The organism is uncultured Algoriphagus sp., from assembly GCF_963974835.1.
In the GTDB taxonomy this organism is placed as follows: domain Bacteria; phylum Bacteroidota; class Bacteroidia; order Cytophagales; family Cyclobacteriaceae; genus Algoriphagus.
The window spans coordinates 1,138,452-1,162,365 of the sequence record NZ_CAXBET010000001.1; the positions used below are offsets into that span (position 1 = coordinate 1,138,452).

Genomic DNA, 23,914 nt, shown 5'->3' on the forward strand with positions numbered 1-23,914 from the left:
ATCGAGCAATATTCTTATAGTGACAAAGAGAAATGCTTAAATGCCCTGCGAGATTCCATCTGACAATTGAATAACAATTATAAACAGATGAAAAAGAAGCCATTCACAGTTGTCTATGAGGACAACCACCTTTTGATAGTAAATAAAGCTGCCGGCATTTTGGTGCAGGGAGATAAGACTGGGGATAAGACCTTAATAGATTACCTCAAGGAATATATTGCAAAGAAATATGACAAACCTGGAGCTGTATTCCTTCACCCAATTCATAGACTGGATCGACCTGTAAGTGGATTGGTTGCTTTTGCGAGAACCTCAAAGGGTCTGGAGAGAATGATGGAGATTTTCCGCAAGAGAGAAATACATAAAGTTTACTGGGCTTTGGTAAAGAGGAAGCCAAAGGAAGAAAGCGGGAAATTGACACATTACTTAGTAAAAGACGAGCAGAAAAATGTCGTAACAGCTCATGACCGCGAGGTTCCAGGTTCCCAAAAAGCTGAGTTGAACTATAAGACTTTGGGCTATATGAATGATCACTGGCTGATCGAGGTTCGCCCTGTTTCAGGCCGTCCACATCAGATCCGGGTGCAGCTGGCTTCTATGGGTTGTCCGATACGTGGAGACATTAAGTATGGCTTCGCAAAGCCAAATCCAGATGCCAGTATCAACTTGCACGCATTCAACTTGGTGTTTGTACATCCAATCAAAAAGGAGAAACTCTACCTTCGAGCTGCTGTGCCTGAGGAGGAATTCTGGGAGCAATTCCTTGAATTCGAAACCATCAAAACGAAAGACCAACATTTGAATAATTCCTTTAGCGGATAAATACTTAACCTTCGGGATTTCATTAATCTCGAAGGTTTTTTACTTTTAGTGATGATACCAAGCAAAAATTAAGAGTCATTCAATGAGAAGAATATCCTATATGCGAGATTCCTTAGCGATTAATCAGGACAAGTAGCCACTTTGAAATTTAATTTAAACACATGAAACAATTATTGATTGTATTGGCTCTTGCTACTTTTTTTGCTGCCTGCTCCAGCAAGCAACAACCGAAAACCATCTATATCGTCCGACATGCAGAAAAGCTTTTGAACGGAGATGATCCTGAGCTATCAGTGGCAGGAAATGCCCGGTCCGTAAAGCTTTCCCAGATTTTGGCAGATAAGGATATCAAACATATCTACAGCACGGATTACAAGAGGACACGGATGACTGCGACTCCCACAGCCAATGCTGCCGGGATTACAATAAAAACTTATGAGCCTAAAAATCACGATGAGCTGGTAGAGCAGCTTAGAAGCGTGGAGGGAAATGCCTTGATAGTGGGTCACAGTAATACGGTGGGTCAAATCGCTAATTATTTTGTAGGTGATGGGACTAAGTTCGCTGATCTGAAAGACTCGGAATATAATTATATCTACATAGTGACTTTGGCCAAGGATGGGACTTCTTCAGTGGAGCGAAAAACTTATAGAGACTATTGATCCTCTGATGAAATAGAGATTCTATAGATGGATTAGGGTATTCTTTTCCGATTTTTCCCTACCTTAAAATCACTATTTTTAATCCGTATGAATCGCCCAGAAAACCTAAAACAATTACAGGATAGTACTAAAATTTGGGATATCGCCGTCATAGGTGGTGGCTCATCAGGACTTGGAGTGGCTTTAGATGCTATTTCCAGAGGACTTTCAGTCATCCTTTTTGACAAAGCTGACTTTGCTAAAGGGACATCTAGCCGCAGTACAAAGCTCGTTCATGGAGGAGTGAGGTACCTCGCTCAGGGTGATGTAGCACTGGTGTTTGAAGCACTAAAAGAGCGGGGGAAGCTTTTGAAAAATGCACCTCACTTGGCTCATGATCAGCCATTTATTATCCCCATTTTCACAGCTAAAGACAGACTAATGTATAGTATTGGTCTGAAAGTATACGACTGGATGTCTGGCCGATTGAGTCTGGGTAAATCAGAATTTATCTCCAAAGAAGAAACGTTGAAGCGACTTCCGGGACTCAAACCTGATGGTCTTTATGGCGGTGTAGTCTACCATGATGGTCAGTTTGATGATGCAAGACTTGCTTTGAACCTTGCCCAGTCTGCAGATGAGGCTGGTACCTGTGTGTTAAACTATGTCAACGTGAATAGTCTGAAGAAAAACGAGGCTGGTAAAATCACAGGACTATATGTCTCAGATAAATTGTCCAGGAAAAAATATGAAGTGAATGCCAAAATGGTTGTGAATGCCACTGGAGTATTTGCTGATAAAATTCTGCAAATGGATAATCCGGAGGCTTCAAAAATGATACAGCCAAGTCAGGGCATTCATTTGGTATTGGATTTGGATTTTTTGGGAGGGAAGGATGCGCTGATGATTCCCAAAACCCGGGATGGAAGAGTGCTTTTTGCGGTGCCTTGGCATGGAAAACTGGTAGTTGGAACTACAGATACTCTACGGGAAAAGCCAAAGTTGGAACCTGAAGCTTTACAGAAAGAAATAGATTTTGTGTTGGAAACTGCAGCTGGTTATCTAGCAAAAGTTCCCACCAGAGCAGATGTGAAGTCAGTTTTTGCAGGCCTCAGACCACTCGCAAGACCAAAGGAAGGTGGTACTAAGACTAAAGAAATTTCCCGTTCCCATAAGGTGATTTTGTCAGAATCTGGTCTTGTCACATTGACTGGAGGTAAGTGGACAACTTTCCGGAAGATGGGAGAGGATACGGTGGAGTATTTCACCAAAGTTACCGGAGAGAAGCTAAGAGCAAGTAAATCCCTGGACATGAAAATCCACGGGGCTACCAATCGGGTGCCTGAGGGCCATTGGGGGATTTATGGTTTTGATGCAAAACCTATTCAGGATTTGATAAAGGAAAATAAAGTTTGGGGGGCAAAACTCCACCCAGATTTCCCCAATATAGAGGCTGAAGTTATATGGGCAGTCAGAGAAGAAATGGCAGTAAAGGTGGAGGATGTATTGGCAAGGAGAATCCGAATACTATTCCTGGATGCCCAAGCAGCCATGAATACAGCGCCCACCGTGGCGAAATTAATGGCATCGGAAATGGGAAAGGACGAAGGATGGATAGAAGCCGAATTAGCTGACTTTACCAAGACAGCTTCCAAATACTTGATTAAAAAATAACCTACAAATAACCCAAAATGAGCCAGAATAAAACTTATATAATGGCTTTAGACCAAGGTACTACAAGTTCTAGAGCCATTCTTTTTGATAAAAAGGGCAAGATTCTATCAGTTGCTCAAAAAGATTTTAAGCAGCACTTCCCCAAACCTGGATGGGTGGAGCATGATCCGGATGAAATATGGACTTCGCAATCTTCTGTAATGATCGAGTCTCTCGTCAATAAAAAGATCAAAGCAAGTCAAGTGACTGCAATTGGGATAACAAATCAGCGCGAGACTACCATCGTATGGGAAAGGAAAACCGGGAAAGCTATTTATAATGCCATTGTTTGGCAGGATAGAAGAACATCAGAATACTGCAATGAACTCAAAGATAAAGGACATGCGGAATTAGTTGTTTCTAAAACAGGCTTGATCATAGACGCTTACTTTTCAGCGACCAAGATAAAATGGATTCTTGACAATGTGGACGGGGCTCGAGCAAGGGCTGAAGCTGGAGAGTTAGCCTTTGGGACAGTAGATTCCTGGCTGATTTGGAATCTTACTTCTGGCAACACGCATGTTACTGATGTCACGAACGCCAGTAGAACCATGCTTTACAATATTCATTCTCAGGAATGGGATCAGGAATTATTGGACTTGTTTGAAGTTCCAGCCTCCCTTCTTCCAGAAGTGAAAAGTTGCAGTGAAGTTTATTGCGAGACGGCGGGAGATGTACTAAGTGTGAAAATCCCTATTGCAGGTATAGCCGGAGATCAGCAGTCTGCACTTTTTGGACAGATGTGCACAGAGCCGGGAATGGCAAAAACCACATATGGTACAGGATGTTTTCTGGTGATGAACACTGGAAAAGAGGCAGTTCGGTCCACAAATCAGTTACTCACCACTATCGCATGGAAAATTGGGGATGAAATAAATTATGCCCTGGAAGGTTCGGTATTTATTGGCGGTGCGGCTATTCAGTGGTTGCGGGATGGAATAGGACTGTTGGATCATGCAAGGGAAAGTGAGCGATTGGCAGAGAGTATTGATGGAAATGATGGGGTTTATTTTGTCCCTGCTCTCTCAGGATTAGGAGCTCCTCATTGGGATCAAAATGCAAGAGGTGCTTTTTTCGGAATAACTCGCGGAACAGACAAGGCTCATATGGCTAGAGCGGCATTGGAAGCTATCGCTTATCAGGTTTATGATGTGCTAAAAGCCATGGAAAAAGATGCTGACAAACCAACACGTGAACTTAGGGTGGATGGTGGAGCCACTGCCAATAATTTTCTGATGCAGTTTCAGGCAAATTTGCTGGATTGTGAAATCAAGCGCCCCGAGATCATTGAGACCACCGCCATCGGAGCTGCATTTTTAGCTGGTTTAGCAGTAGGGTTCTGGGAGAGCCGGGAAGAAATAGAGGCACTATGGAATGCTGATAAGAGCTTTACCCCAAGCATGGAAAACGCAGAGCGGGAGAATCTGATTCATTTTTGGCACAAGGCGGTAGAGCGTTCTAAAAACTGGGTAGAATAATGAATATATATCTGGCTGAATTAATCGGAACAGGATTGTTGCTATTGTTGGGATCAGGAGTCGTTGCTAACATGCTTTTACCAAAGACAAAAGGAAATGGCGGGGGAATCATGGAGATCAGTACGGCTTGGGCTTTGGCAGTTTTTGTAGGAGTGGTGGTTGCTGGCCCTTATAGTGGAGCGCATTTAAATCCAGCGGTAACTGTTGGATTGGCATTGACGGGACAATTTGAGTGGGCACTGGCACCTGGTTATATTATCGCTCAGGTTCTTGGAGCTATGCTTGGTGTGGGGATAGCATGGTTGGTCTATAAAGATCACTATGATGCATCTTCAGATGCAGGAGAAAAAGCTGCTCCATTTGGCACCTCACCCGCTATTAGAAATATACCCTTAAACTTCTTTTCCGAAGTAGTAGGAACATTTGTCTTAATCTTGGTGATTCTCTATAATGACGGAGTGGAAATAGGGGATGCAGACAGCACACCTATAGGCATGGGTTCTTTAGGTGCAATTCCTGTGGCTTTTTTGGTCTGGGTGATTGGTCTGGCATTGGGCGGTACAACGGGATATGCCATAAACCCAGCGCGTGATTTTGGACCAAGGTTAATGCACTCGATTTTACCGATTAAAGGAAAAGGAAGTTCTGATTGGGGATATGCTTGGGTTCCGATATTAGGACCTCTTTTTGGAGCGGCTTTGGCAGCGGGATTGTACATGGTTGCGGGTGCATAGAAATCACGGTTTGACTGCAAGCCTATAAGTTTGGAGATTGAAATCAAAAAGCCTGAAATCTGCAAAGATTTCAGGCTTTCCTTATTTTCAGTAGACAAGTTTTATTTCAAAATCTCTCTCGCAATTACCATTTTTTGAATTTCCGAAGTTCCTTCTCCGATAGTGCAAAGCTTTGAGTCACGGTAAAATTTCTCAACAGGATAGTCTTTTGTAAAGCCATATCCACCAAATATCTGAACAGCATCGTTGGACACCGAAACCGCTACTTCTGAAGAAAAGTACTTGGCTTGAGCTCCTGCCAACGTTACTTTTTCTCCTCGGTTTTTAAGATCAGCGGCTTTAAATATTAACAGGCTGGAAGCCTCTACCTGTGTTGCCATATCAGCAAGTTTGAAGGAAATTCCCTGAAAGGAGCTGATCGGCTTATTGAATTGATGTCTTTCTTTGGAATATTGAATAGATGCTTCCAAAGCTCCTTCAGCTATACCTTGTCCTAATGCCGCAATGGATATCCTTCCGCCATCAAGCACTTTCATAGATTGAATAAATCCATTGCCGACTTCGCCGATTACCTGACTTTCGTGAATTTTACAATCTGTGAAAATCATCTCTGCAGTTTCAGAAGCACGTATTCCCATTTTATCTTCTTTCCTTCCACCTTCGAATCCAGGTGTCCCGCGTTCTATAATGAATGCGGTCATTCCATGGGAATCGCCGATTTCGCCAGTTCGGGCGATCACAACGGCCACATCGCCTGATACACCATGCGTGATGAAATTTTTAGCTCCGTTAATAATCCAATTTTCCCCGTCTTTTTTAGCAACTGTGCGCATATTCCCTGAATCTGAACCTGTATTTGGCTCAGTCAGACCCCAAGCACCAAGCCACTCGCAGGTAGCAAGTTTGGGTAAATATTTCTTTTTCTGCTCCTCCGAACCAAAATTCAGAATGTGGCCACAGCACAAAGAATTGTGCGCGGCCATAGATAGGCCAACGGAAGGGTCCAATTTGGAAAGCTCGACAATCGCAGTGACATATTCCAAGTATCCAAAACCTGACCCACCATATTCTGTGGGTATCAAAACGCCCATCAAGCCTAGTTCGCCTAGTTTTTTAAAAAGTTCGATTGGGAAATGCGATCTATCGTCCCAGTCTTTTCGAAAGGGAGTAATTTCCTTGGCACCAAAATCACGAATCATCTGGGCTATCATTCGTTGATTTTCGTTTTGATTAAAATCTAGCATGTTTAATTATTTGGGTTTATACTATAAGAACCCCAAGATTCAGAAATAGTTTGGATTCAACAAATTACTCGAAACCATAGATAATTCTTTGAAAAGCAATTGCATAGAAGATTAAGTGGGTGGCAAAGTGAATTTTTCCATACTTTCTCGCATCCTCCTGAAAATGAGCGGTTTTATATCACGGATTTTTAAAAATTAATTTTTAGTAAAAAATCGCTTCAACTGAAATTCTCTAGATTAATTGGTTAGGCAAAAAATAAGCTGTAACCGATTTTAAATTGATTACAGCTTAATGTTATTCTTTTAGAAATAAATTAAAGGTTTTACCAGAAAATCGGCCCTTTACCCAGATACTTCTCGGCAATCGGCAAGTAATATTCCTTCATATCTTCTAAATCATAGATTTTGGGAGACTTGGTATACAAATCATATTGATTGAAGTCCAGGATCCATTCCTTGTATTGCGCGTCCTGAGGAGCTTCAAACTGAGAATAACTTCCGCCATTGTGCCAAGGATAGAATGAGTGATAGCGCACCATTACCATCCCGGCTTCAGGAATAGTATTCTCTGAGTGGTTTTTCAAAACTTGAAAGAAATATTCATCATGTCCCCATGCTAATTGGAGATTGTCTAGGCCGCATCCTTTCTCATACACGCCCAATTCCGTATTGAAGCGAGGATCTTTCATGTCAGGATTCAGCTCATTGAACTCAGGATAGACGCAGGTATCGGGCAGTTTTGCTCCTACCACAAAAACATCACCTACTAATCCCCACTGTTCGTCTTGACTCGTTCCGTCCGCATCAGAACCAAACAAATACATTACCTTGCCGAGATCGTGGATCAAACCTACCAACTGCATCCAATCAGGACGATTATCAGCGCGCAAAGCCTCCGCGGACTGAATCAAGTGCTGCACGTTGGGCAGATCCAGATCGGGATCACTTACATCGATAAGTGCATTGAGCTTTTCCATAGCATCCCACAGATTCATCGGCTTGTCAAACTTTAAGTACTTTGACTTCATCCGCTGTACATAGTCGTACGTCTGATACATGCGCATTTTTCGATAGTGCTCCTTTACGGCAGCTTTGATATCGACATGATCGTAATTTCTGAATTCCTTTTCTGTAGTTTCCATAGCCTTAAGCAATTGTACCTAAAATTACATAAATAATTACCGTGATTGCAATCAAAATCCAACCCAAAGTTGACGCATATTTCCAAGGGACTATGCTCAGTTTGCCTGAATCTACCATAACAAATGGAGTTTTTACGGGAAATTGCAAGGACACTAAATGCATCACAACAAGATTGAGGATAAACTCAATTCCCCATATATGAACGAAATGAATATTGACCTGTAGTATCAAATCCATCAAAATGTAGAATCCAAGCCCAAATGCCAATCCTGCTTTGGCACCAGCTGGAGATACTTTTGGGAAAAAGAACCCTGCAATAATGACGGTAGCCATGGGGATAAAGAATATACCATTTAGCTGTTGTAAAAGCTGATAAAGTCCCGCAGGCGCATTGGCTACGAAGGGAGCTACAAGAATAGAGGCTATCGCCAAAATGGCTGAAACCCACTTTCCAACCCGAACGAGCTGACCTTCTTTTGCCGATTTCTTGATGTAAACTTTGAATATATCGAGACTGAAAATAGTCGCAGCACTGTTCAAGGCACTATTGAATGTGCTCAAAATTGCGCCCATGATTACAGCCACAAAGAAACCGGTCATCCAAGGCGGCAGCACTCGCTTCACGAGTTCCGGATAGACGCTATCCTGAGCATCAAAAAGTGTGTCTCCAAAATAGTAAAATCCAATAATTCCAGGCAGCACAATCACGAGCGGAATCAGAATTTTCAAAATTCCTGTAAATAACAAACCCTTTTGGGCTTCTTTCAGACTCACCGCACCCAATGCTCTCTGCACGATAGATTGGTGCATAGTCCAAAAGTAAAGCTGATTGATAATCAAACCTGTGAAGAGCACTTCGAATGGCAAAATAGAATCCCGCGATCCAGGGCCAATGGAGGGTTCCTTGCTGATGACATTAAATTTCTCGGGTGCGTTGTTAAACACTTTCACTAAACCATCTACCACATTACCTTCTCCAATATCCCACAGCGCAAAAACAGGAACTAGCAAACCTGCAATCAGCAAACCAAAGCCATTGATGGTATCGGTGTAAGCTACCATTTTCAGACCACCAAAAATTGCATAGACTGCCCCGATCACTCCCACTACAACTACGGTAAGCCAAATTCCTTCAGCCTGAGTGATGCCCAGTGCTTCGGAAATCCCAAAAATTGATTCAATATTAATTGCCCCGGTATAAAGTACAATGGGAAGCAAAGTCACTACGAAGGATATGATAAGCAGCAGTGATATCAATGCCTGCGTCATTTTATCGAACCTTTTCTCTAAAAATTCGGGAATAGTAGTCAGACCCATTCTCAGGTATTTTGGAATAAAATATAGTGCACCTATTACCAATGCTATTGCTGAGGTCACTTCCCAAGCAATGATAATTGCTCCATTTCTATAGGCGGACCCATTCATTCCTACGAGATGCTCCGTTGAGATATTTGTCAGAAGCATAGATCCGGCGATGACAACGCCAGTTAAGCTGCGTCCTCCTAAGAAATACCCGTCTTGTGTTGCAAGGTTTTGTTTGCGCAGCATCCACGTAGAGTAGATAGCTACAAAGCCGGTGAAGGCTATGAAACTAAAAAGTGTAAGCAATTTATTTTGGGTTGAGAGGGTTTACTGAAATTGTATACGGGGAAAATAGGGAATATCATCTTTCAGCACAACAAATGAGTGGAATGGTGGAGCATTTCTTTTGTTATTGAAAGTATAGCTAATATGATAGGCGTATAAAAAATCATTAATTTCAGACTATAATTAAAGTCTCAGATCGGCAAGCGAAAATAACTATGAGAACATACCTACTTTTACTTCTTACTTTTTTGATTTCCCTTAACGTTTTAGCGCAAGATATCACTGGACAATGGAACGGAGCACTAAAAATCCAAGCAGCCCAGCTTAGGCTGGTATTTGATATAAAGAAGACAGAAAGTGGCTATAGCGCAACAATGGACAGTCCTGATCAAGGGGCATTTGGTATTCCCGTGACTTCGACCAGCTTTGAGAGCGATGTTTTAAAAATTTCGATTACCAACGCAAACATTCAATACGAGGGAACGCTAGGTGATGATAATGTAATCACCGGGGTTTTCAAGCAAGCAGGTCAATCGTTCCCTATGAATTTGTCCAGGGAAGAAATTGACAAGTATGTAGCGAAAAGACCCCAGGAGCCTAAGAAGCCATTTCCGTATCGTTCTGAAGATGTGATTTTTGAAAATAGCCAGGCAGAAGTATTACTAGCTGGAACATTGACTATGCCGGAGCAAACTGGTAATTATCCAGCGGTAGTGCTGATTACGGGAAGTGGTCCTCAGAACCGGGATGAGGAATTGTTTGGGCACAAACCATTTCTTGTTTTGTCAGATTATTTGACGAGAAACGGAATAGCTGTATTGCGATTTGATGATCGTGGGACGGCTGCTTCCACAGGTGATTTCAGTTCGGCTACTTCTGTGGATTTTGCAACAGACGTAGCTGCTGCAGTTCAATATCTGCAGTCAAGGCCAGAAGTAGATAAAAGCAAAATCGGCCTTATCGGACATAGTGAAGGAGGAATTATTGCCCCTATGGTTGCGGCTGATTCTGATGACATTGATTTTATCGTCATGCTGGCTGGAACAGGTATCCGTGGAGACAAACTTCTTCTGGCACAACAGGCACTAATTGGCGAGGCATCTGGCATGAGCGTATCTCAGCTTTCTGAAAATGACATGCTAAGCAAGAAAGTTTTTGAAATTATGTTGAAGGATCAAAGTGACGAGGAACTACAAGAAGATATTTCTAATCACATGACTCAGGTTTATAGAAATATTCCTTCAGAAAATATTCCTAATGGAATGAGCGAAGAAAAGTTTGTACAAGCTCAAGTAAATCAGATGACAAGTCCCTGGATGCAATACTTTGTCAAGTATGATCCGGCTCCGGTATTGGAAAAAGTAAACTGCCCAGTCCTAGCAATTAATGGAGAGAAAGACTTGCAGGTTCCAGCGAAAGAGAACTTGGAAGCAATAAAATCTGGTTTGGAAAAAGGAGGAAACACGCAGGTCACAATTATGGAATTGCCTGGGTTAAACCACTTGTTTCAGAATGCTGATACAGGATTGCCGGGTGAGTATGTAGAGATTGAGGAGACTTTTTCTCCAATTGCGATGGAAGTGGTTTTAAACTGGATTATAGAGCGGGTTATGTAAATTGCTATAGCTAGTAATTCACTCGCTAAACCGAGTTTGTTACAGAATTAGGTTTCTGGCCTATTCTTTGGCATTACTAATAAATCAATTAACCAATTAAACCTCCAATCATGGGATTAATCAATAAAATATTAGGCAACGCAAGTGAAGTAACTGTAGAGAAACTGACAGAAAATTTCGGAAGGTTGCTAGCTGACGGGGAGCACATCGAACTAGGATTCAAACTGATTCGGGATACTTTCATGTTTACTAACAAGCGCCTTATAATAATAGATGTGCAGGGATTGACGGGGAGCAAGGTGGAATATAATTCAATGCCCTATAAGAGCATTTCCAGGTTTTCATTGGAAACCGCAGGTACTTTTGACTTAGATGCGGAGTTGAAGATTTGGATCTCCAGCGAAAACATGCCTTCAGTTAGCAAGCGTTTTAATAAAAGCATTGATGTCTACGAAGTGCAGAGATATCTTGCTTCAAAGGTGATGTAATAACCTAAAAGGTTGGAGAAGCTTTGCTCCATCGGTTAGCTTTTGTATACCACTCATTCCAAAGGTATTGGACTGGAAATTAGGGGTTTCCCAAACTCGTATAATTGTTCTATTGATATAGTTTTCTGACATTTTTTCAGAGGGAAACTGACAAAAATGTAGGAAATTTACTTTGGCATTTGGCTTGATTTTTCACAATCAAGAATCGCGATTCTTTTATTAGTGCCTCGTCTGCGGTAACCTTTATTGGCCATAAGGCAACACAGACAGGAGGTTTATTTGTTGAACTATTAAAATGTAAAGCAATGAACACGTTAATAAAAAGAAACAGCTTAAGCCCCTCTGCTACATTCTTTGATGATTTTCCGGGTAGAGGTTTATTTGACTGGTTAGATTCGGTCAGCAGTGCAAGACATTCCGAAGGGAACACTCTTCCTAGAGTTAATATTTCGGAAACAGGAAGTGATTTCAGGGTAGAGATGGCAGTTCCAGGCATGAAAAAAGATGCCTTCAAGGTAGAATTGGATAATAATACCTTAATCATAAAGGCTGAAGTCATCCAGAATCATGAAGATAATATCGAAGAAGAAAGAGGATACACCTGGAAAGAGTTTAGCTACAGTTCCTTCTCAAGATCCTTCTATCTGCCTAATACTGTGGACAGTGATGCAATAGAAGGTAAATATGAAGATGGTATTCTTAGGTTGGTAATCCCTAAGAGGGAAGAAGCCAAGAAAAAGCTTTCTAGGACCATAAACATCGAGTAATTTAACAAAAGGCAGTCTGGAGGGACTGCCTTCTTTTAGCCCACTTCATTGTACAGCAACTTTTTTGTTAACAGGACTTTGATGTTTACTGCAGCATTACCAGTTTAATTGTATGCTTTAGAGAGTTGCGAGGGCAGTTTCAAATTTGTTTAATATAAAATATTTTAAAAATGACTAAAAATTCTTTTCTGGATTATTATAAAACTATTCTCGAGAAAGTGAGTTTCGACCGTCGTCTATTAACCAAAGAATATAATAAAGCAAAACATGTGCTTGGAACTTCGGAGATTAGGGAACTGGATTCCTGGCTAATGGGGAAGGGTCTTTTCCATCAATTGGATTCTGTAAGACACTACCAACCAAAATTTTGGCGAATTTCAGACTCTTCCAGCACGGATAGAATTTAGCGCTTGAGAAGATGTATTATTTTAAAATTTTAAAGTAGGAATTGAAAATGGCAGTCACAAGACTGCTATTTTTTTTATCAGTTTTAGAGCGAGGAAAATATTGCTTAAGTCTGGTTTAGCCGTATATAATTGTTTGTAAAACAGCATCTTTCAACATTTTTTTTTAATTTGATAACAGTGCAATTCATTTTTATCGAATCCAGTATTTAAACTTTTAATCAAACATCTATGAAGAGATATCCGCTTATCCTCGGCATAATTTTGTTCTCTGTAGGTTTGGCATCTGCGCAGGATGATGCGGCTGAACTCGCAAAAAAATTAGCAAACCCGATAGCATCCTTAATTTCTGTTCCTTTTCAGAATAATACAGATTACGGTATAGGTGATTTCAAAGGGACTCGTAACACAATGAATATCCAGCCAGTGATTCCCATCTCTATTACCAAAGACTGGAACATGATTTCCAGAATAGTGCTTCCTGTGGTAACTCAGTACAATATTACTGCACCCGGGGAAAAGCAAGCAGGTCTTGGAGATGCGGTGATGTCTGCCTTTTTCTCACCTGCCAACTCTGAGAAGCTGACTTGGGGCGTTGGTCCTGCTTTTTTGCTTCCTATTGGCACAAATGATTTTCTGACCACGAAGAAATTTGGAATGGGTCCTACAGCAGTTGCATTAAAACAGACCAATGGTTGGACTATTGGTGGGTTGGTCAATCAAATCTGGTCAGTAGCTGGAAATGCCGATAGGCCTGATGTCAGCCAGATGTTTGTGCAGCCATTTGTAAATTATAACTGGAAATCTGGGGCGGGAATAGGAGCTAACATGGAGTGGACTCAAAACTGGAAAGCCTCAACAACTACCGTTTGGTTGAATCCGACAATCTCTGCAGTGACCAGCTTGGGTAAGCAAAAAACGCAATTTGTGGTAGGTCCAAGATTAAATCTAGCCGCACCTGATGGGGGTAAGGCAGATTGGGGATGGAGAGCAGTTGTGATTTTTCTATTTCCTAAGTAAAACTAATAAAGCATTAATTTTCCGAAATGCTAGCAAACCATTTTTAATAAATAAGGTATAGCTTGACCGGATGAGCAATGAAATCAATGGCATAATTGCTGATAATCCTATTATATACTATACGGACTGAACTGTGATTTTATATAGACCACAGTTCAGTTTTTTTAAGCAACTTGAGCTACGATAAATCGATTTCATTTATCCCCTCTAATTAGATTTTGAATCTATTCTAAGCCCTTTTCCCACTGTATCCCCAACTTAACCGATGAAGCTTTATATCAAATACATGGTCAGTTTGCGATGCAAAATGATGGTGATGGAAGAGCTGAAAAAGCTTGACTTGAATCATGCAGTGGTGGATTTGGGGGTGGTGGAGCTTCATGAAAATATCAGTACTGAGCAAAGAGATCTGTTAAAGAAAAATCTCCTGAAGTCAGGATTAAAGCTGCTGGACGATAAGAAAAGCATTCTAATAGAAAGTATCAAAAACCTTATCATCGAGATGGTTCACTATTCTGAGGAGATGCCCAAAGTGAACTACTCAGATTATATCAGTGAAAAATTAGGGTATGATTACACATATTTGGCCAATATTTTTTCTGAGGTAAAGGGCACAACCATCCAGCAGTTTATTATCATTCATAAGATTGAGCGGGCCAAAGAATTGTTGATCTATGATGAATTGAATTTGACTGAAATTGCTCACAAGTTGCACTACAGCAGTGTCGCTCATTTGTCCAATCAGTTCAAGAAAATCACCGGCCTTACGCCCACATTTTATAAGCAGTTGAAAAACAAGCGTAAGAAAAACCTGGAGGATATATAGCCTAGGGCTTAAGTTTCCTGTCCTGTAATATTACTTACTTGAGTTACTTTTCGGGAAAGACTTTTTTCAGGTTTCGACTGGAAACCGACAGAAGAGAAAGTGGGATATATGTAAGCATTGTCAAGAAAAGTGTAACACATGGTGTCTTGATTTAACCGTCCTTTGAAAGTAAGCGCAGGAGTCTTTTCCCTCAGATATGAAAAAGGATAAAAGGAACAATGAATATTGCCCACAGCAACGACACTCTTTTATAAGTTTTCTATGACAGACTCAGAGTTTGAAAAATCCACAGTTTATCGATTAGTCGATGCCGTGGAGTACGTTTCTGGATCTGTGGTAATCAAGTCCATTCTGACAAAGCAAACAGGAACGGTAACTGTGTCCTCATTTGACAGCGGTGAAGAGATGCCGAGCAAATCATCCCCATTCGACAGCCTTATACAAATATTAGATGGCGTAGCGGAGATCATTATTGAAGAGAAATCTTCTATGGTGGAGGCAGGGGGGATAATTATAATCCCTGCACACGCAAAGAACCGGATAAAGGCAATTAGTAGGTTTAAAATGTTGACCACAATTATCAAAGCCGGATATGAGGATATCCGGCTTTGATATAAACTACATGATATGACGATCGATGATCAAGACAATAAATTCAATGTTGGCGATTTGGTTTACACCAAGCAAAATTCTGACGTCAAGATGATTGTAAGGAAATATTATGCAAAGATCTACTACTGCACATTTGCTGATGAACCTATGAAAAAGGAATTAGCTCTCTTCGAAAGAGAGCTAGTTAATAGTAGGGAGTAAAAGGTGTAAGCAAGTCGTGGAATCACCCAATTACTACCGATTGCTTATTTACTTTAGATGAATTTACACTCATAAAATAATGACCAAAGATGAATATTACAAGAAGCTGGAGAGAACAAAAAGCTATGTTGAAGCAAAGGTTTTCTGTTCTAAATGATGCTGATTTCGAGTATATAGAAGGTCAGAGGGAAAGGATGCTGGAAACGCTTTGCCAAAAACTCCAAAAGACAAAAGAAGAGATACACTTGCTATTTGCAGAGCTGCAAAAATACTAGCCTAAAAGCTTTTCCTGTGCGTAAGTAGCAGCGTCTCTGAAAACAAAATCACCCATGAAAAATCTAAAATTCGATAAATCTGGAAGTGCAGAATTTTCTAATACCCTGAGAAATAGAGTCAATGCACATTTCAAAAGTACAAATACAACTATCTATGGAGATAGCGGAATGGTCTATAAAAGTATTTTTATGCTATCTGTTTTCTTCATTCCCCTGGTGTTAATCTGCTCAGGCTTGATTACAAGCGCATGGCTTCTATTTGGGCTATACATACTCAGTGGTTTAGGAATGGCAGGAGTAGGTATGGGCGTCATGCATGATGCCATCCATGGATCCTATTCCAAAAATCCTACAATCAATAAGTACCTAGGGTACAGTATGAATCTAATTGGTGCCAATGCCAGTGTTTGGAGAATACAACACAATGTGCTTCATCATACCTATACCAATATTGATCATGGGGATGATGATATCAATGCTCCTTTTTTTCTAAGGTTTTCACCAAATGCCAAGCATTATTGGATACATAAGTTTCAATACTTGTATATCTGGTTTTTCTACGGGCTTTCTACGATCTCGTGGATCACTACGAAAGATTTTGTAAGGGCTGCACGCTATAAAAAAATGGGCTTTTTCAAAAAAGAGGGAGAGTTCAGAAAAGAGCTGGTGAAAATTACCAGTTGGAAAGTATTGTATTACACCTACGCTTTGATCATTCCATTGTTGATGGTCCCGCTTCCTTCTTATATTATTGTGTTGGCCTTTTTAAGCATGCATTTCGTTACGGGCATTTGTATCAGTCTTGTATTCCAAACTGCCCATATCCTATCGGAAACTTCCTTTCCACAGCCTGATGAGAAAGGTTTGATCAAAAGTGAATGGATTACCCATCAATTGGCAACTACCAGTAATTATGCCCCTAAAAGCAGAATGTTTTCCTGGCTAATAGGAGGTTTAAACTTTCAGGTTGAGCACCATCTGTTTCCCAATATCTGCCATATACATTATAGGAAGTTATCACAGATTGTTGCGGATACTGCCAGGGAATTTAGTGTTCCTTATATGGTGAAGAAAACATTCCTAGCAGCACTTTCGGATCACGTCAAGATGTTACGCCAGTTGGGTAGGGCTTAGTAGTTCCAGAGCTAACTTTACCACTTTTTGAGTTATACTAACTTACTTTTTCAAGTAAGTCAATATATTACCATGCTTTGCGAAGTCGAGGTTTCGGTGTTTTGTCTAATAGAGCAAAGCAATTAGCGCCTTGGCATCATTTAGAATACCTTACTATTTTTTAAAATAGGTAGCTTACCCTCGTTGCCGCAACAATCCCTCACATTTTATTAGATCCAGAATATCATTTTTTCTGACGTTACCATAATTAAGGGTTTTCGTTTGGTGTATATCCCGCGGACTTCGAATTTCTCGCCTTCAATTTTAGGATATATATTATTTCCCTTCAAGTATTGCAGCTCAACATCTTTAAGATTGATGATTATCTGGAAATTATAAAGTATACAATTTTGATAAAACTGACCTTTAATAAGTTTGAATAATGCAATTTCTTTTAAATCGCCAGCTAATGCTCTGATATAAATAGCTAAAAGTTCTATTATTTGATTTTAATATCTTAAATTTTACTCAGTACTCCATTTTTACTCTGATTTTAGAATAAACCTTTTTTCCTATTCTAAGGCTATGAAGAATTTTAAGCTGACTCGACTCATTATTGTCTTATTGTTTTGCTCTTTTGGAAATTTTTCAAACACCTATGGTCAAGGTGCCCAAAAGGTATTCAACCCCGTTCATGATGCTTATTTTGATAGTCTGAAAAATATGGACTACAACTATACCTTTCCGATTCTGGGAAAGGGAGCTGCCAAACGTGGCTATGATCTTCCTTATGCCTGGGGGGTAAGTGCGATATATTTCACCCAAAAACAGGAGATTAATATCAATAGCACATCGATTGGGTTTAACTCAAGTGAAATGGTGGATGTCAGTTCATTGATTAAATTTGGTCCTACCATTGCAACTACCAATGCCTATACAGTAAGACCTGATCTGTGGGTGCTTCCTTTTTTGAACGTGTATGGAATTTTTGGTGGTGGGACAACACAGACTGATGTGACACTTTTAAGCCCGGTAGGCTTTGAGACCAGTCAAAAGTTTTCAGTAGATAGTTACGGTTTGGGAGCCACACTTACCGGTGCCTTTGGTCCAATATGGGTGGCTTGGGACAACAATTACAATTTTGCGGATGTGGAAGTGGTAGTAGAGCCAATTCCTGCATTCAACAGTAGTGTGAGAATTGGGCATGCCTTTTCTGATTACAATGACCCTCAAAAAACTTTGTCAATTTGGGCAGGGGTATTTTATCAGGTAATTCAAAACGATACCCAAGGTAGTATATCTGTAGCAGAAGTTTTTCCGGGATTTGGGGAAGGGAATTTCATAGGAGTTCTGGAAGAATGGGTTGAAGGTCTACCACCCGCCCAGCAGGTAGTGGTGAAGCAGATCATCAGGAGACTTGAGGATGCTGCTTCGGGAATAGATACTTCTGATTCTTACATTAATTACAAACTGGATAAAGAGGTGGCGGCCCCATTCAATCTGATTTTTGGTGCGCAATATCAGTTTAATAAAAACTGGATGCTTCGTTCAGAATTGGGTGTTTTTGGCAAGAGAAGCCAATTCCTGCTTAATTTAAATTGGAGGTTCCCAGGTTTTAAAAAGTTATCCCTATGAAATATAAAGCTTTGCTAATTATTCTTTTTTTCGGATTGCAGACTGGTTTGCAAGCTCAGGTAATTATGAGTCTGATTTTCGGTGATAAGCTGAACAATGAAGAAAACATGTTCGGTTTGCATCTCGATTACAGCTGGAACAATATGTCTCTCTCAGGAGCTCAGGATCCGTTGAGATCGTTCAATTTTGGTCTTTTCTATACCCATAAGTTTGATGAAAATTTGCATGTGAACGTTGATTTATTGGCAAAATATCAACGGGGAGCAGCAGGAATAGCAGCATATGACTTAGACGATCCAAGTCTCAATAACTTTTATGTGGATTCTGAAGTAACGCGGAAAATTAATTACTTCAGTATTCCGGCGACTATGCGCTATGCATTTCAGGGAACTTACTTTGTGGAATTAGGCCCTCAGATTTCTTTTAGAATCAAAGCACAGGATATTTTTGAAACAGATCTGACACAGGGGGACTTAACCTTAGAAAAAGATATCCGTCAGCAGGTGAATCGCTTTGATTTTGGATTTGTGTCAGGAATAGGGATGTATATAGGAAAAGAAAAAGTAAATGCTTTTGGACTTCGCTATCAGGGCGGTTTTTCTGATGCAATGAAAAATCTGGCTGGCAAGCAAAATCATAGTCAGGTAGCTATTTACGCTGACCTCCCTATAGGAAGAGGAAAGATGGATAAATAATTAATGTGAGTTCCTAGGTTCCAGTTTATGATGTATTCGCGAGTTATTAAATAGTTTAAGATGAAGAATATTAAGTTTTTTATGTTACTGCTTGCGCTAAGTTTTAGCAGCATATGTTTTGGCCAAGAGGAGAGGGAAGAAGAGATGGAGCAGGAGTCGGAAGGAAGACATAGTGTTGCCTTTGTTTTGGGACACGCACGAATAGGTCAGGGAAGAGATGCCGAAGGTAACAAACAGTTTACATCGGTACCTTCGTTTGCTATAGATTATAATTATTGGTTTTCTGAGGTGTATTCACTTGGACTGCACACAGACTTTTTGAATGAAAATTTCTTTATCGAAACCGAAGATGAAGGACAGCTGATCGAGCGGGAGCGTCCGATTGCTCCCGCGGTGATGGGAACCTATAAGCCAGGGGAGCACTGGAGTTTTGGACTTGGTTTTGGAGGCGAATTTGCTAAAGGAGGAGAGACGTATTTTGTGACCCGTTTTGCCATAGAGTATGGGGTTGAAATCAGAAATGGCTGGGAAGTATTGGGTTCACTCACACAGGATTTCCGTGCCAAAGCCTATAATGTCACTTCACTCGGAATTGGAATAGAGAAACGGTTTGGTAAGTAATGTTATTAGCATAACATTCTTACTTTCTGAGGGTTTTAATAAAAACGTAGAGTTTATTATCTCCTGCTTAAATCAGATTTTTAAACCCCACTTACTAATGAGTCTTGAGCTGAATTTCTTCAATTTCATTTACCTATTCTCGTTTAGTTTTGGCTATGTGTTGGGAATAGTCTTGGTGACTTTTGGAATCCAAAAAAAGTCTACCAATATCTTAATGGGATTAAGTTTCCTGTTTTTGTCGCATGGTATTTTGTTGGCAGGGCTTATTGATTCCGGGTTAATTATTCATTTTCCTTATCTCTATCGAACTGGTAACCTAGCGGGGTTGATCTATGCATTTCTTCCCTTTCTGTATATTCAGTACACCTTGTTTGATGAGAAATTTAAACTATGGCATCTCATCCACTTGCTCCCCGCACTGATTTTTTTTGTCGACTTCTTGCCAGTGTTTATGATGGACTCACAGAGTAAAATGAACTTGATTTTATCAGAATATCAAGATCCCTACCTAGTAGTTAGCTTCACCCAGAGTAGGTTTTTTCCTGATAATTTCCATACTGAATTTAGAACGATTCTGGTCAATTTTTACTGGGCACTCAGTGTGGGGTTGGTTTGGAAATTTAAACTTAAGAATCCTGATCTGGGTCAAAAAAGAGATGTAGTTAGATGGATCAGCACCTATCTGATCTTGCAATTAATTCTGTTTGTACCGTTCTATCTAACCTTCAGAAGTGCAGACACAAATTTGACTTTTAAGGCAGTGCATTTTGGCGCTACACTTTTGAATTTATCCACAGCGATGTATCTGCTATATTTCCCAAGTATATTGTACGGAAAACGATTTGTTAGGGGAGAGAAAGAATTGGAAAAGGTAAAAAGTTCCGGAATCCCATCATCCAGACAAGATCTTATAGAAGATGCTAAAGCTAAAGAAATAGCAGTTATCCTTGAGAAAAAATTAAATGAGAAAGTCTATTTGACTCAGGGATATTCTGTCTATGATCTTGCAAAAGATTCCGGAATCCCACATTATTTGCTAACTCAATTTATCAATCAGAATCTTGGCGTCTCCTTTCCCGATTATATCAATAAGGCAAGAGTTATCCACAGCTGTGAGCTTTTGAAGGAAGTTCAAACTGAAAATTACACATTGGAAGCGATCGGGCAACTGTCCGGATTTAATAATAGGAATTCATTTTCATCCGCTTTTAAAAAAGTAACAGGAAAATCTCCTTCGATCTATCTCAAGGAGAAATCAACGAAGGCTGATAAGACATAGCTTTTATTTTTTATGCTCAAATACCACTGATTTTTGCAAATTCCACACTTATCTAAAGCGGTAGAAACCTTCAGATGTCTATCTTGAAGGTCTCAATTCAAAGGGCGGTATCGATTAATTATCAGCGTATTATACCATTATGATATTGGTTTTTGTTATTGCAATTTTTTAAATTATAACACCTTCATAATAGATTATTTCTTTATACAATTAAGATTATGAGACATCGCTATTTCTCTAAATTCTTTCCACTTGGGATCCTCTTTTTTGCTGTTTCATTGATCATTTCCTGCGATTCTCCCCAAGGGAATTCATCCGAAAATAGAATTGAAGAGTCAGCTGAAGCCGACAACGACTATCTGGCATCCTGGCAAGAAGGACCAAAGCAGCAAATTATGAATTGGGTAAAAGACGCTACAACAGATGGCTCACCTGAATTCATTTCGGTGGGTGATCGAATTGCTGTTTTTGATAATGATGGTACACTCTGGTCAGAACAGCCTATGTATTTTCAGTTGGCCTTTGCAATTGATGAAGTTAAACGGATGGCCCCGGAGCATCCTGAATGGAAAAGTAATTCCTCCATTAATGCATTTTTAAATGGTGATATGCAGGGTTTCCTTGCCGGAGGAGAAAAAGCATTGTTACAAACCGTGGCCGTTACCCATTCAGATATGTCGGCGGAGGAGTTTGATTCACATGTAAAAAACTGGATGAATACAGCCACTCATCCAAAAACAGGAAAGCACTACAATGAGATGATTTTTCAGCCTATGTTGGAATTGCTGGATTATTTACGTGACAATGATTTCAAAACTTTTATCGTATCTGGTGGAGGAATAGATTTCATGAGAGCTTGGGCAGAAGAGGCTTATGGAATTCCGCCTTATCAGGTGGTAGGCTCACAATTAGGTCTAACCTATGTGGATTCTTTAGCTAAGCCTGAATTGATTAAAACCCCAGAACTGAATTTTAACGATGATAAATCGGGAAAACCGGTAGGTATCTATAGGAATATAGGCAAGCGGCCAGTTTTCGCAGCTGGAAATAGCGATGGGGATTACCAGATGCTACAATATACCTCTACAGGGGAGGGTTCAAGATTTGGGCTAATTATACATCACACTGATTCGGTTCGCGAAGCGGCTTATGACCGTGATTCTCATATAGGTCAGCTGAATAAAGGTCTTGACGATGCTGCTAAGTATAACTGGCTGGTAGTGGATATGGCCAAGGACTGGAAAGTCATTTACCCTTACGATTTGAAATAGCTTTTATACTATACTTTGATATTGAACATGTAATCACTTTTAAACAATAACATATGAATCAAAAATTATCAATTTTAAAAACTGCCATTTTTGCCCTGTTATTTTTGCCCCTTTTGTCAAATGCGCAGGACAAACCAAACATTGTCGTCATCTGGGGCGATGATATTGGATATTGGAATGTGGGAGCTTACACGCATGGAATGATGGGGAGAACCCCTAATATTGATGGCATTGCACGCGATGGCATGTTGTTTACCGATCACTATGGACAGCCTAGCTGTACTGCAGGTAGAGCCGCATTTATTATGGGTCAGTTGCCAGTAAGAACAGGGATGACTACAATTGGTATTCCTGGTTCTACGCAAGGTATTCAGGCGGTAGATCCAACTTTGGCACAAGTGCTCAAAACACAAGGTTACGCCACCGCCCAATTCGGTAAAAACCACTTGGGTGACCGTAATGAGTTCTTACCAACTATGCATGGTTTCGACGAATGGTTCGGAAATCTTTACCACTTGAATGCAGAAGAGGAGCCGGAAGAATTGGATTATCCTGGTCAGAAAAATCCTGCATATAAGGAAAAATTTGGTCCAAGAGGTGTTCTTCATGCTTATGCAACTGATACTGATGACCCCACTGTGGATCCAAAATTCGGTAAAGTGGGTAAGCAGCGTATCATCGATACGGGACCACTTACCCGTAAGAGAATGGAAACTATCGATGCTGAGGTGACAGAGGAGACGTTGAAATATTTGGATAAAGTAGGTAAGGAAGACAAGCCTTTCTTTATCTGGTATAATACCACTGCTACACATATCTGGTCTCACAGTACCAATAAGTACATTCAAGCTGCGGTCGATGAAGGAAGAGCTGAAGAAGATGTAGTTCGTGCGAAAATGATTGAGCATGATGAATTGATCGGAAAAGTACTTCAGAAGATCAAAGACATGGGTGAAGAAGATAACACGATTGTTATTTATTCAACTGATAACGGTAATGAATTGATGTACTGGCCTGATGGGGGTTATGCTCCTTTCCGTGGAGAAAAAGGAACAACCTGGGAAGGTGGTCTAAGGGTACCAATGTTGGTAAAATGGCCAGGTAAAATCCCTGCAGGAACTTATTCCAATGGAATTCAAAGCCACGAAGATCTTTACGTGACTCTTGCTGCTGCGGCTGGTGTTCCTAACTTAAAGGAAGAGTTATTGAATGGTAAGAAGTTAGGAAGCACAACTTTCAAAACCCATTTGGATGGATATAACAATTTGGATCTTTGGACTGGCAAAACTGACAAGTCGGCTCGCAGAGAATTATTTTACTATGATGAATCAGATCTAATGGCAGTTCGGGTAGATGCCTGGAAAATGCATATTGGTGTGAAGCATGGTGGCAACTGGTTTGACGAGAAGTCTTATCCAAGTGTACCTTATATCGTGAATTTATTGATGGATCCTATGGAGAAAATGACTCCTGACTCTGAAGAGTGGGGTTATGCGGGTAGAAAGTTCGTAGCTCAAAAACTATGGGCGCCAACCGCTGCAGTACCTTTCCTTCAAGCTCATTTGAAATCTCTAATGGATTATCCACCAAGTCAAGGTGGTGAGTCTTTGAATATGAAAGCAACTATAGAGAAAGTAATGAAAGCAATGGAGCAACCGACTGGTGGGGTTCACTAATTCTAGCAGATAAGAAATAATTTTAAAAATCAATTTCTTAAATTTTTTAAAGC

Annotated in this window: 25 protein-coding genes; 21 read left to right on the forward strand and 4 right to left on the reverse strand. The window is 40.4% G+C overall.

Annotation, left to right across the window (positions count from 1 at the left end):
• Nucleotides 1-87: 87 nt before the first annotated feature.
• The 5 genes from AACZ73_RS05055 (at nucleotide 88) to AACZ73_RS05075 (ending at nucleotide 5,388) form a co-directional block, all read left to right on the forward strand.
• Nucleotides 88-822, forward strand: coding sequence for an RluA family pseudouridine synthase (locus tag AACZ73_RS05055; protein WP_339875960.1), 735 nt, complete (start codon nucleotides 88-90; stop codon nucleotides 820-822).
• A 161-nt stretch (nucleotides 823-983) separates the two neighbouring features.
• The gene (locus tag AACZ73_RS05060; RefSeq protein WP_339875962.1) at nucleotides 984-1,484 is read left to right on the forward strand and encodes a phosphoglycerate mutase family protein; all 501 of its coding nucleotides are present in this window, start codon (nucleotides 984-986) and stop codon (nucleotides 1,482-1,484) included.
• A gap of 87 nt (nucleotides 1,485-1,571) precedes the next feature.
• Complete coding sequence (locus AACZ73_RS05065; RefSeq protein ID WP_339875964.1) at nucleotides 1,572-3,137, forward strand: glycerol-3-phosphate dehydrogenase/oxidase; 1,566 nt, start codon at nucleotides 1,572-1,574, stop codon at nucleotides 3,135-3,137.
• A 17-nt stretch (nucleotides 3,138-3,154) separates the two neighbouring features.
• Nucleotides 3,155-4,654 (forward strand): glycerol kinase GlpK, encoded by a 1,500-nt coding sequence (gene glpK, locus AACZ73_RS05070; protein ID WP_339875966.1) that lies wholly within the window; start codon nucleotides 3,155-3,157, stop codon nucleotides 4,652-4,654.
• Complete coding sequence (locus AACZ73_RS05075) at nucleotides 4,654-5,388, forward strand: MIP/aquaporin family protein (RefSeq protein ID WP_339875968.1); 735 nt, start codon at nucleotides 4,654-4,656, stop codon at nucleotides 5,386-5,388. Before glpK ends, AACZ73_RS05075 begins: the two co-directional genes overlap by 1 nt.
• A gap of 101 nt (nucleotides 5,389-5,489) precedes the next feature.
• On the opposite strand, the gene AACZ73_RS05080 is transcribed toward AACZ73_RS05075, so the two are convergent.
• From AACZ73_RS05080 to AACZ73_RS05090, 3 genes are all read right to left on the reverse strand, one after another.
• Nucleotides 5,490-6,632, reverse strand: a complete 1,143-nt coding sequence (locus AACZ73_RS05080) for an acyl-CoA dehydrogenase family protein (RefSeq protein WP_339875970.1) — start codon at nucleotides 6,630-6,632, stop codon at nucleotides 5,490-5,492.
• 323 nt (nucleotides 6,633-6,955) lie between these two features.
• The gene (locus AACZ73_RS05085) at nucleotides 6,956-7,774 is read right to left on the reverse strand and encodes an inositol oxygenase family protein (protein WP_339875972.1); all 819 of its coding nucleotides are present in this window, start codon (nucleotides 7,772-7,774) and stop codon (nucleotides 6,956-6,958) included.
• A 4-nt stretch (nucleotides 7,775-7,778) separates the two neighbouring features.
• Nucleotides 7,779-9,383: a solute:sodium symporter family transporter gene (locus AACZ73_RS05090; protein WP_339875973.1), complete on the reverse strand. Its 1,605-nt coding sequence runs from the start codon at nucleotides 9,381-9,383 to the stop codon at nucleotides 7,779-7,781.
• A gap of 194 nt (nucleotides 9,384-9,577) precedes the next feature.
• On the opposite strand from AACZ73_RS05090, the gene AACZ73_RS05095 reads away from it, so the two are divergent.
• The 6 genes from AACZ73_RS05095 (at nucleotide 9,578) to AACZ73_RS05120 (ending at nucleotide 14,483) form a co-directional block, all read left to right on the forward strand.
• Entirely contained in the window at nucleotides 9,578-10,978 is a 1,401-nt protein-coding gene (locus AACZ73_RS05095) for an alpha/beta fold hydrolase (protein ID WP_339875974.1), read from the forward strand.
• A gap of 110 nt (nucleotides 10,979-11,088) precedes the next feature.
• Complete coding sequence (locus AACZ73_RS05100; RefSeq protein ID WP_339875975.1) at nucleotides 11,089-11,466, forward strand: PH domain-containing protein; 378 nt, start codon at nucleotides 11,089-11,091, stop codon at nucleotides 11,464-11,466.
• A gap of 305 nt (nucleotides 11,467-11,771) precedes the next feature.
• Entirely contained in the window at nucleotides 11,772-12,233 is a 462-nt protein-coding gene (locus tag AACZ73_RS05105; protein WP_339875977.1) for an Hsp20/alpha crystallin family protein, read from the forward strand.
• 170 nt (nucleotides 12,234-12,403) lie between these two features.
• Nucleotides 12,404-12,640 carry a hypothetical protein gene (locus AACZ73_RS05110; protein ID WP_339875979.1) on the forward strand — a complete coding sequence of 79 codons (237 nt, stop codon included), beginning with the start codon at nucleotides 12,404-12,406 and terminating at the stop codon, nucleotides 12,638-12,640.
• A 228-nt stretch (nucleotides 12,641-12,868) separates the two neighbouring features.
• Nucleotides 12,869-13,657 (forward strand): hypothetical protein, encoded by a 789-nt coding sequence (locus AACZ73_RS05115; protein ID WP_339875981.1) that lies wholly within the window; start codon nucleotides 12,869-12,871, stop codon nucleotides 13,655-13,657.
• Between the two features lie 265 nt (nucleotides 13,658-13,922).
• Nucleotides 13,923-14,483 carry an AraC family transcriptional regulator gene (locus AACZ73_RS05120; protein WP_339875983.1) on the forward strand — a complete coding sequence of 187 codons (561 nt, stop codon included), beginning with the start codon at nucleotides 13,923-13,925 and terminating at the stop codon, nucleotides 14,481-14,483.
• 8 nt (nucleotides 14,484-14,491) lie between these two features.
• Here AACZ73_RS05120 and AACZ73_RS05125 read toward each other — a convergent pair whose 3' ends face one another.
• The gene (locus AACZ73_RS05125) at nucleotides 14,492-14,623 is read right to left on the reverse strand and encodes a hypothetical protein (RefSeq protein WP_339875985.1); all 132 of its coding nucleotides are present in this window, start codon (nucleotides 14,621-14,623) and stop codon (nucleotides 14,492-14,494) included.
• 121 nt (nucleotides 14,624-14,744) lie between these two features.
• Here AACZ73_RS05125 and AACZ73_RS05130 point away from each other — a divergent pair, with 121 nt between their 5' ends.
• The 10 genes from AACZ73_RS05130 (at nucleotide 14,745) to AACZ73_RS05175 (ending at nucleotide 23,861) form a co-directional block, all read left to right on the forward strand.
• On the forward strand, nucleotides 14,745-15,095 hold the full coding sequence (locus tag AACZ73_RS05130) for a cupin domain-containing protein (RefSeq protein ID WP_339875986.1): 351 nt from the start codon (nucleotides 14,745-14,747) through the stop codon (nucleotides 15,093-15,095).
• A gap of 15 nt (nucleotides 15,096-15,110) precedes the next feature.
• Nucleotides 15,111-15,296 carry a hypothetical protein gene (locus tag AACZ73_RS05135; RefSeq protein ID WP_339875988.1) on the forward strand — a complete coding sequence of 62 codons (186 nt, stop codon included), beginning with the start codon at nucleotides 15,111-15,113 and terminating at the stop codon, nucleotides 15,294-15,296.
• An 89-nt stretch (nucleotides 15,297-15,385) separates the two neighbouring features.
• Nucleotides 15,386-15,571, forward strand: coding sequence for a hypothetical protein (locus AACZ73_RS05140; RefSeq protein ID WP_339875990.1), 186 nt, complete (start codon nucleotides 15,386-15,388; stop codon nucleotides 15,569-15,571).
• Nucleotides 15,572-15,625: 54 nt separating this feature from the next.
• Nucleotides 15,626-16,705, forward strand: a complete 1,080-nt coding sequence (locus tag AACZ73_RS05145) for an acyl-CoA desaturase (protein ID WP_339875992.1) — start codon at nucleotides 15,626-15,628, stop codon at nucleotides 16,703-16,705.
• A gap of 564 nt (nucleotides 16,706-17,269) precedes the next feature.
• Nucleotides 17,270-18,319, forward strand: coding sequence for a hypothetical protein (locus AACZ73_RS05150; RefSeq protein ID WP_339875994.1), 1,050 nt, complete (start codon nucleotides 17,270-17,272; stop codon nucleotides 18,317-18,319).
• A complete protein-coding gene (locus AACZ73_RS05155) occupies nucleotides 18,316-19,014 on the forward strand; it encodes an outer membrane beta-barrel protein (RefSeq protein WP_339875995.1) in 699 nt (232 codons plus the stop codon). The genes AACZ73_RS05150 and AACZ73_RS05155 overlap by 4 nt, the downstream gene beginning before the upstream one ends.
• Before the next feature lie 60 nt (nucleotides 19,015-19,074).
• Entirely contained in the window at nucleotides 19,075-19,635 is a 561-nt protein-coding gene (locus tag AACZ73_RS05160) for a hypothetical protein (RefSeq protein ID WP_339875997.1), read from the forward strand.
• A gap of 97 nt (nucleotides 19,636-19,732) precedes the next feature.
• Complete coding sequence (locus AACZ73_RS05165) at nucleotides 19,733-20,914, forward strand: AraC family transcriptional regulator (RefSeq protein WP_339875999.1); 1,182 nt, start codon at nucleotides 19,733-19,735, stop codon at nucleotides 20,912-20,914.
• A gap of 218 nt (nucleotides 20,915-21,132) precedes the next feature.
• Nucleotides 21,133-22,185 (forward strand): HAD family hydrolase, encoded by a 1,053-nt coding sequence (locus AACZ73_RS05170; RefSeq protein ID WP_339876001.1) that lies wholly within the window; start codon nucleotides 21,133-21,135, stop codon nucleotides 22,183-22,185.
• A 53-nt stretch (nucleotides 22,186-22,238) separates the two neighbouring features.
• Nucleotides 22,239-23,861, forward strand: coding sequence for an arylsulfatase (locus AACZ73_RS05175; RefSeq protein ID WP_339876004.1), 1,623 nt, complete (start codon nucleotides 22,239-22,241; stop codon nucleotides 23,859-23,861).
• Nucleotides 23,862-23,914: the final 53 nt, after the last annotated feature.